This is a genomic window from Streptomyces soli, from assembly GCF_003999195.1.
GTDB lineage: Bacteria > Actinomycetota > Actinomycetes > Streptomycetales > Streptomycetaceae > Actinacidiphila > Actinacidiphila soli.
This window is the reverse complement of sequence record NZ_RJVR01000018.1, coordinates 1-8,273: the sequence shown is the minus strand read 5'-3', so window position 1 is coordinate 8,273 and position 8,273 is coordinate 1. Positions and strand designations below refer to the sequence as shown.

The 8,273-nt window shown below is 67.2% G+C and carries 7 protein-coding genes and 1 pseudogene; 1 reads left to right on the top strand and 7 read right to left on the bottom strand.

Features of this window, described 5'->3' with window-relative positions; all coding sequences use genetic code 11:
* Positions 1–122: 122 nt before the first annotated feature.
* The 7 genes and pseudogenes from EFK10_RS01075 to EFK10_RS01045 form a co-directional block, all read right to left on the bottom strand.
* Positions 123–1,385 carry an IS110 family RNA-guided transposase gene (locus EFK10_RS01075; protein WP_127353911.1) on the bottom strand — a complete coding sequence of 421 codons (1,263 nt, stop codon included), beginning with the start codon at positions 1,383–1,385 and terminating at the stop codon, positions 123–125.
* 483 nt (positions 1,386–1,868) lie between these two features.
* Positions 1,869–3,573, bottom strand: a pseudogene (locus tag EFK10_RS01070) (IS1634 family transposase).
* Positions 3,574–4,095: 522 nt separating this feature from the next.
* Positions 4,096–4,581: an NUDIX domain-containing protein gene (locus EFK10_RS49280; RefSeq protein ID WP_240676897.1), complete on the bottom strand. Its 486-nt coding sequence runs from the start codon at positions 4,579–4,581 to the stop codon at positions 4,096–4,098.
* 13 nt (positions 4,582–4,594) lie between these two features.
* Entirely contained in the window at positions 4,595–4,855 is a 261-nt protein-coding gene (locus tag EFK10_RS49275; RefSeq protein ID WP_240676896.1) for a tRNA-specific adenosine deaminase, read from the bottom strand.
* Positions 4,856–4,911: 56 nt separating this feature from the next.
* A complete protein-coding gene (locus tag EFK10_RS49270) occupies positions 4,912–5,094 on the bottom strand; it encodes a deaminase (RefSeq protein WP_322973261.1) in 183 nt (60 codons plus the stop codon).
* A 75-nt stretch (positions 5,095–5,169) separates the two neighbouring features.
* On the bottom strand, positions 5,170–5,640 hold the full coding sequence (gene cynS / locus EFK10_RS01050) for a cyanase (RefSeq protein WP_127353910.1): 471 nt from the start codon (positions 5,638–5,640) through the stop codon (positions 5,170–5,172).
* Positions 5,641–5,719: 79 nt separating this feature from the next.
* Complete coding sequence (locus EFK10_RS01045; RefSeq protein ID WP_127353909.1) at positions 5,720–6,334, bottom strand: carbonic anhydrase; 615 nt, start codon at positions 6,332–6,334, stop codon at positions 5,720–5,722.
* A gap of 123 nt (positions 6,335–6,457) precedes the next feature.
* Here EFK10_RS01045 and cynR point away from each other — a divergent pair, with 123 nt between their 5' ends.
* The gene (gene cynR / locus EFK10_RS01040; protein ID WP_127353908.1) at positions 6,458–7,366 is read left to right on the top strand and encodes a transcriptional regulator CynR; all 909 of its coding nucleotides are present in this window, start codon (positions 6,458–6,460) and stop codon (positions 7,364–7,366) included.
* Positions 7,367–8,273: the final 907 nt, after the last annotated feature.

Genomic DNA, 8,273 nt, shown 5'->3' with positions numbered 1-8,273 from the left:
GGGCACACAGTCCCAACGAGCGATCGGCGTCGGCAGGCAGCCACCTCGCCCATTTTCACGCCGGCACAGGCGTCCCCGCAGCGGATATGGGGACTGACACGAAAAGACAGTGAACCCGCGGGTCAGGCGGCTGCGATGGGTTCGAAGCGGATGGTCAGTCCGAGGCTGTTGGCTTCCTTGGTCATGCGGCGCATGGCGCGTTCGGGATCGCGTTTGGCGAAGTAGTCGGCGCCGAGGTCGCGGTAGGGGGTGTGGTCGTGCAGGACGTGCCAGATGGCGATGGCGAGTTTGTGCATGACGGCGACCAGGGCCCGTTTGCCGCCTCTGCGGGCGGAGATCCGGCGGAAGAACGCGGCGAGGTAGGAGTCCTTGTTGCGGATCGCGGCCATGGCAGCGATCCCGAGTAGGCGTTTGAGGTTGCTGTTGCCCGGGCGGGTGCGTCCGGATCTGCTCACTCCGGCCGATTCGTTCTGGCCTGGGCAGACGCCGATCCAGGAGGCGAGGTGCTGAGCGGAAGCGAACTGGCCCATGTCCCCGCCGGTCTCAGCGATGATGATCTCGGCGGCGAGCCGGCCGATGCCGGGGATGGTGTCGAGGTTGTCCAGGTCCTGCTGGTGCTCGGCCAGCAGCGAGGCGATCCGCATGTCGAAGATGGTGATGGCGCTGTTGAGGTGGTCGATCTCGTCCAGGTAATGGCGGACCATGAACGCGTGGTGCGGGGTGAACTCGCCGTCCAGGGCCTCGATGAGGGCCGGGATCTTGTTGCGGGCCTTGCCGCAGGCCAGGTCCGCGAGACGTTCGGGATCACGTTCACCGGCGATCAGTGCTTCCAGGATGGCGCGTCCGGTGGCGCCGACGACGTTGCTGAGGACCGAGGTGAGCTTCATCCCGGTGTCCTCGAGTTCCTTCTCCAGCCTTTGGGCTTCCCGTCCTGCCGCGCGGACGATCTCGGTCCGACTGCGGGTCAGGTCTCGCAACTCGCGGATCTCCCGGTCCGGGACGAAGGAGCCCATCGCCATGCCGGATGCGCCGGCCCGGGCCAGGAACGCCGCGTCGCTCGGGTCCGTCTTGCGGCCCCTGATCCCCTTGAGATGTGCGGGGTTGACCAGCATCAGGTTCAAGTGCGGCTGGAGCATGTAGTAGACGCTCCGCCAGTAGTCCGAGGTCGCCTCCATGACGACCACCTCGACACGGGCTTCGACCAGCCACGCCAGCAGCCGCCGGATCTCGGCCTGGGTCGTGCCGAAGCGTTCGGTTTCCAGGCTCCAGCTTCCCGGCCGCTTCGGGCTGGGGGTGCGGGTGCAGGCGAGCAGGAACCGCTTGCCCAGGTCCACTCCCGCGGACCTCAGATGGATGACCTCGTCCTTCACGTCCTGCCGGGCCATGACCGGCTCCCTCCCACTCGGCGCGGTTGTGCGGCGGGCACCCCGGAGGGGTCAGGGAAGAAGCGGAGTCTGACACGCGTGCTCCGGGCAGCACTGGTGCTGCCGTGGCAACAAACCGTGGTCCCCTGGTCGACCCCCATCGCCATCCTGTCCAACGAGCTCACCGGCATCGCAGACCCATCGGCTGACCGGGACACCCGAGCCCGATTTTCCTGTCTCCGAGGTGATCAGCGCAGCGCTTCCGGCGTTCCTGTCCAGCGAACGGCTCCGTCTCCTATCCGGTGGTGACGCTAAGTTACGCCGCTTGGTGCGGAGTTAGAAGCCGTTGTTCAACCGCGTAGTTCGCCTGGCATTAGAACGAGGTTTCCCCCCGGGTTCGACAGTTGCAGGTGCTTCCTGGGACACGGAAATACGGCCTGAACTGCGGGAACGCGTGAGAGCACGCCGAAGGGGCGTGTCACTAGGCGTGGGTGTTCGTGCTGGTCAGCGCGTTGTGGTGAGTTCGATGACCTTCTTGGGCACGGGGAGGTCGAGGGCGGTGAGGATGTCGCGCTGAGGCTTGGTGGGTTCGGAGGTCTGGCGGTAGGTGCCGGCGGGGCCGGTGAAGGTGGCGGCCTGCAGGCGCTGGAGTTCGGCGCGCAGACGGTTCCAGGTCTGGCTGGTGGTGTTCTCGGCGACGCGGATCAGCAGGAGCGCGAGCCAGCACAGCAGGACGTGGGCGCGGATGCGGTCTTCGCGGCGGTGGTAGACCGGGCGAAGGTCCAGCAGTTGCTTCATGTCCCTCCAGCCGCGTTCCACCTCAAGGAGCTGTTTGTATCCCAGGGCGATGTCCTCGGCGGACAGGTGCGGGTCGGAGGACCGCAGCAGGTACTTGCCGTCGAGCTTCTCCTCTGCGGCGATCTTCTTCTTGTCGATGCGCAGGAGGCCGCCGGGGGTGGTCCGCAGGAACCGCTTCAGGCCCGGCTTCGTGGACAACTGTCCGGCCAGGTGGGCGCGTTCGGCCGCGTTCAGCTTATCGGTGCCGGCGATGGCCTCTTCCAACTGGGCGAGCAGGCGGGCGCGGATCGCGGCGTCGCGGGTGGCCTGGTCGGGGTTGAAGCAGATGACGAACCGGTCGTCGCTGCCGATGTTGACCTCCTTGACCTGCATGTTGTCGCGGACGGTCGCGTAGCGGCCGGGGCGGGCGAGGGCGGCTTTGACCTCGTCGGAGCCGGAGCGGAGCTTCTCGCCGATGATGTAGCCGCCGCCTCCTTGCATGAGCGCGCGGCGGTTGGCGGCGGAAGTGAAGCCGCGGTCGGCGACCCAGACGACGCGGGACAGGGACCACTCGCGCAGGTCGCGCTTGACCTGGCGGATCAGGTCGCTGTCCGCGGTCGACCCGGGCCATGACCATACGCGCACCGGGATGCCGTCGCGGGTGACGGCCATGCCGACGATGACCTGGGGCAGGTCGCTCCGGGAGTCCTTGGACTTCCCGAAGGCGCGGAACCCCCGCTCCTTGTCGACGAGTTCGGGGTCCGCATCGTCGGGCAGGCGGCGGCCGTCGGCGTCGCGGGGAACGGGTTCGTCGGCGTCCTCGGTCTCGAAGTAGGTGCTGGTGGTGTCGAAGAACAGCAGGTCGACTTCCAGGTTGAGCAGGTCGGTGACCCGGAAGTACGCCTCCTTGGCCAGGGCTGGCTCTATCTCCAGAAGCCAGTCCATCGCCCGATAGCAGGACTGCTCGTCGATGGCGGGCAGGCCCTCGATGTGGACGTCGTGGCTGATCCAGTCGGTGGCGGCGAGCTTGGAGGAGGCGTCCAGGGCCCGGTTGGCGACCAGCGCGAACAGCACCCGCTCCACGCGCGGGTCAAGTCGGCGGCCGGTCAGCTGGCGGCGCATCGCGTCGTCGAGGCCGAGCCGCTGCCAGATTCCGTCCAGGACGTAGGTGCCGCCGAGCGGGCGGGCCTCGGTGAAGACGAGGTCGGCAGGTCCGGTCAGTGCGGCGGGCTCGGGTCGGGTCCAGCAGCCGGGTCAGCGCGGCCACCAGGCGCTCGATGGCGTCGCGGTCGATCTCGTCCTCGCGGCCGAAGGAGTGCAGCACCTTGGTGCGCGACACCCCCGCGGCCGAGTCCCACTCGTTGTGGGCGAGCTGGAGGTACCGCACCACCTGCCCCGACTTGTTCCTCCGCGAGGACGTACGCACATACACGTGGCTAGACGATACACGCCTAGCCCCAGGTCAACGCAGTGTGATCACGCGAATCGTGTCACTAGAGCTTTTGAGAGCTAGGCGGCCACGGGAACGTCCTGACCTGCGCTTTCACGTAATCCCGTGCCCAGAACCAGCCCACAACTGTCGAACCCGGGTTCCCGGCTGGGTGGTTTTTCGGTGGCCGGGGCATGAAGGCGACGTCGTCTCGGTGGTGAAGGTCCCGCGCCGTCGCGCGTTGGGCGTGCGCACGCAGACCTTGGTGTCCTTCTTGCTGATGTCCAGGCCCGCACAGCGTTCGTGGAGGATGTCCTGCTCCTCTCACTGGGCGAAGGATGAAGGAGTACGCCGTTCCGGGAGGACCAGGGTGGATCAGGGTGGATCAGGAATCTAACGCTCGTGCACTCGGCAACACTCCACGGTTCCCGTGGACGGTCCTCAGCACCATGCTGATCTACGGGCTTGGTGGCACCACAGGGTCAACGGTTTCGGCCGGAACGGCAATCGCATGGTCCCGGGCCCTCAACAGCCGCCACCAGGGCTCACCGAGGCATCACCGGCGCACACCCACAGATTTACCCGCCCCCCGGCGTGCGGCGAAGCCGCACTGGGTTGCTGATCTGGAACCAGGCCCACCTGCTCCACGCACTCGCGCATCGGCCCCACCGCACCCTGCACAGCGCAGCACCCCTGCGGCCGGCCCCCGAACCGATCACCAGCCCCGACCGACTCGACCGGCTGGACATCCATCGACGTGACCGACTCGGTGGCATCCTTCACGAGTACGCACACGCGGCCTGACCTGCCCGACGTAATAATCGGCACCCGCAGGTGCAGGGTGACGCCGAGTTCTTCGGCGATTTCCCGGGCCAGGGCCTGCTCGTTGCTCTCGCCGGGTTCGGGCTTGCCGCCGGGCAGGTAGAAGAGGGTTTTGCCGTGGGTGCGGGCGGCGAGCACCTGGCCGTCTTCCAGCCGGATCCACGCCACCTTCTCGATCAGCTCGGGCATCGCGTGTGCCTCATCAGGCCGCGATGGGCGCGCCGGCGACCCGGCGCTCGCCGGCGTTGCGCTCGCGCCACGCCCGGTAGACGTCGATGGCCGCGTCGCGGAGCTGGTAGCGCATCGGCAGGCGGCGCTCATCCCAGTTCTTGGCGAACTCAGTGTAGAAGGTGGCGAGTTCGAAGTACTTGCGGTCGTCCACGTAGTGCGGTTCGTAGTCGTTGCGGGTGGCGAGGAAGACGACCTCGTCGGGGCTGCAGTAGTAGAGCAAGCCCAGGCACATCGGGCAGGGGTGGGCGAGGACGTAGGCGTGGTGCCGGTCAGGTGCTCGGTGCCGAGTCAGGTGCAGGCATCGCGGACGGCGAGGATCTCGGCGTGCGCGGTGGGGTCGCCGCTCTGGGCGACCTTGTTCGGGCTCTCGGCGAGGATCTTGCCGTCCTTGACGATGACGGTGGCGAACGGGCGCCCGCCTTCGGCGACGTTGCGGTGGGCGAGGTCGATGGTGCGCTGGGCGAAGTCCACGGCGGCGGTTCCTTGCGGGTCGGGGCGGGGGACGGGCCGGGGAACCTGTTAGGTCGGTCCCCGGCCCGCCTGGGGTCAGAACGGCTTGGTGGGCAGGTACTTGCCGTCGAGGGTGATGACGGCGCGGTGGCCGCCGTCGGGGTCCTCGACGGTCTTGAAGTCGAGCTTGAAGTTGATGGCGCTGATGATGCCGTCGCCGAGTTGCTCGTGGACCAGGGCCTTGAGGGTGGTGCCGTAGACCTGGAGCATCTCGTAGAAGCGGTAGATGGTCGGGTCGGTGGGGATGCCGCCGGGGATGGAGCCGCGCAGCGGGATCGTCTGGAGCAGCAGCGCGGCGTCCTCGTCCAGGCCCAGGCGCTCGGTCACGGCCTTGGCCGCGTCGGCGGGCAGGGGGTGCTGGCCGAGCAGGGCCGCGGTGACGAAGGCGATGGAGAGGCCGGCGGCGTCGGCGAGCTCCTGCCAGGTGAGGTCCTTGCGGGTCTTGGCGTCGACGACCTGCAGGGCAAGCTGCTGGCGGGCGGTCTGGTCGAACTGTGCGTGCACCATGAGGTGAGCCTTTCGGGATGGGGTCCGAGGCGGGTGCCCGGACCTGGTCTGGGGATCGTGGGAGGGGATGCGGGGGTGGTCAGCCGGCCAGGGCGGTGAATTGTCCGCTTTCGGTGTCGAGCAACTCGGCGGAGCCGCTGCCGATGTCGTAGACCCAGCCGTGGAGGGTCACCATGTGCTGCACCAGGGCCTTGGCCACGGACGGGTGGGTCTTCAGGTTCGCTAGCTGGGCGAGGACGTTGTCCTTCACCAGGGCGGCGACCCGCTCCGCGCCCGCAGGGTGTTCGCCTGCGTCGGTGCGGGCCTTGGAGGCGTCCGCGTGGTGCAGCCAGGTGGCGACGGCGGGCAGACCGGTGAGGTCGTTGCCGCAGGCGAGGGCGGTCATCGCGCCGCACGCGGAGTGCCCGCAGACGATCACGTCCGTGACCCCGAGCACACTGATCGCGTACTCGATGCTCGCCGCGACGCCGTCCGCACCCTGCGTGTACGGGGGCACGAGGTTGCCCGCGGTGCGGATGACGAACAGCTCGCCCGGATCGGTCTGGGTGATCAGCTCCGGCACGACCCGGGCGTCCGAGCAGCCGATGAACAGCGCGGTCGGCTGATGGGTGGTGGCGAGCTTCTTGAAGAGTGCCGCCTGGGTCGGGAACACCTCCCGGCTGAACCTCTGGAAACCCTGCGCCATCTCGTTCATGAGGTCACTCCCTCTTCGACGACCGGTATTGCCTGCCGATGACCTCAACGATGCATGACCTGTGTATATAGTGTCCAAGACGCAATAGCCATCGGATCTATCAGTGCCGTCTATAGTTGGCTCATGGAACTGCGCCACCTCCGGTACCTGCTCGCCGTGGCCGAGCACGCCAACTTCACCCGCGCCGCCGAAGCCCTCCACGTCTCGCAGCCCACGCTCTCGCAGCAGATCAAACAGCTCGAGAACTCGCTACACGTGCAACTCCTAGACCGCTCCGGGCGCACCGTGCGCCTCACCGACGCCGGCCAGGCCTACACCCACTACGCACGCCAAGCCCTGCGCGACCTCGCCGCAGCCGAGCGCGCGGTCCGCGACGTCCAGGACCTCTCGCACGGCACCCTGCGCCTGGCCATGACCCCGACCTTCACCGCCTACCTGATCGGGCCGCTCGTCGAGGACTTCCACGCGCGCTACCCCGGGATCACCCTGGACATCCGCGAGATGACACAGGACCGCATCGAGTCCGAGCTCGCCGCCGACCAGCTCGACCTCGGCATCGCCTTCGGCGGAGCACATCGCCCGGCCATCACCGCCACCGCCCTGTTCACCGAAAACCTCGGCCTCGTCGTCGCCTCCACCCACCCCTACGCGACCCGCCCGGGCCCGATACCGGTCCGCGAACTGCGCGACCAGCAACTCGCCCTGCTCAGCCCGGACTTCGCTACCCGGCACCACATCGACCAGTACCTCGCCGACCACCGGGTCCGACCACAGGTCGCCATCGAGGCCAATTCCGTCAATGCGCTCGTTGCGATCGTCCAACGAACCAGCCTCGCCACCGTGCTACCCGACGCCATCACCCGCGAACAGCCCCACCTCCACTCCGTACCCGTCGACCCCCCACTCCCCTCACGAACCGTCACAATGCTCCGCCGGGATACCGCCTACCAGAGCGCCGCCGCCCGCTCCTTCAGCGATCTCGCAGAACACCGGGCCCACACCTTCGGCCACACCCCCGATGACCTGGTCTAGCGTGTCCGGCGAGACAGGGCTGTTGGAACCGAAGTAGCGCGGTCCTTGGACCCAGCGGCGCGAAGCCGAACCACCCTCACCGGAGGCCAGGTCAGAGTGGCGGCCCCGAACCGGTGATCTACCTCTGACTCGTGTCAACCGAAGGCGGCGGTCACATCCGACCCTGCGGGTGCCGAAAACCCCATCCATGGCCTGTGACGTGCAGGTTCTTGTGAACGGCCGTTGATCGCCGGGTAGATGTGTCAGCTGATGGATCGTGCTGCTGCGACTGCCCTACCTCGCCGTCTCAAGTGTGTTCGCCCTCATGCGGCTGCTGCCGATGAGCGACGTGGACGAGGACATGGAGATATTGACGCTGCGCCACCAGCTGGCCGTTCCGCTGCGGCAGATCGACTGGCCACGGGTCACTGCGGCGGACCGCGCATTCTTTGCCGCGCGTCTCCATCGGCTCCCAGGCCCAAGCTGCGGCAGCTGCACCTGGTCGTCTCCCCGGACACGGTCCTGAGAGGGCGTTTGATCCCGATTCAAAATGACTGTTTAAAGCATCTCGCAGTGTTTTGTCCGAGCGCTCAGCCGGTCGGTCCGCTGCATACACGGGGCTGGGCAGCCCGCCGACGGGATCCATGAGACCAGCAAGGCGACCGAACGGGCAGATTTTCAAACCAGACACGCTCCATGGGACGTTGTGGTCCAAATCGCCGAGTGGAAGGTCGACGACCGACCTCACAAATCCCCGCAATGGATATTTATCCCGCAAGTCAGGCGAGGACTAAACCGGGCTTCAGCATGCAGAAGCATATGAAACCCTCTCTGAGCTTGTTGTTTAACCTCGCTGTGGATTCCACTCGGTGAACGGGTGACTCTGCGTGGACAACACGAACGACCGCCCCTCACGCTTCGAGATGTT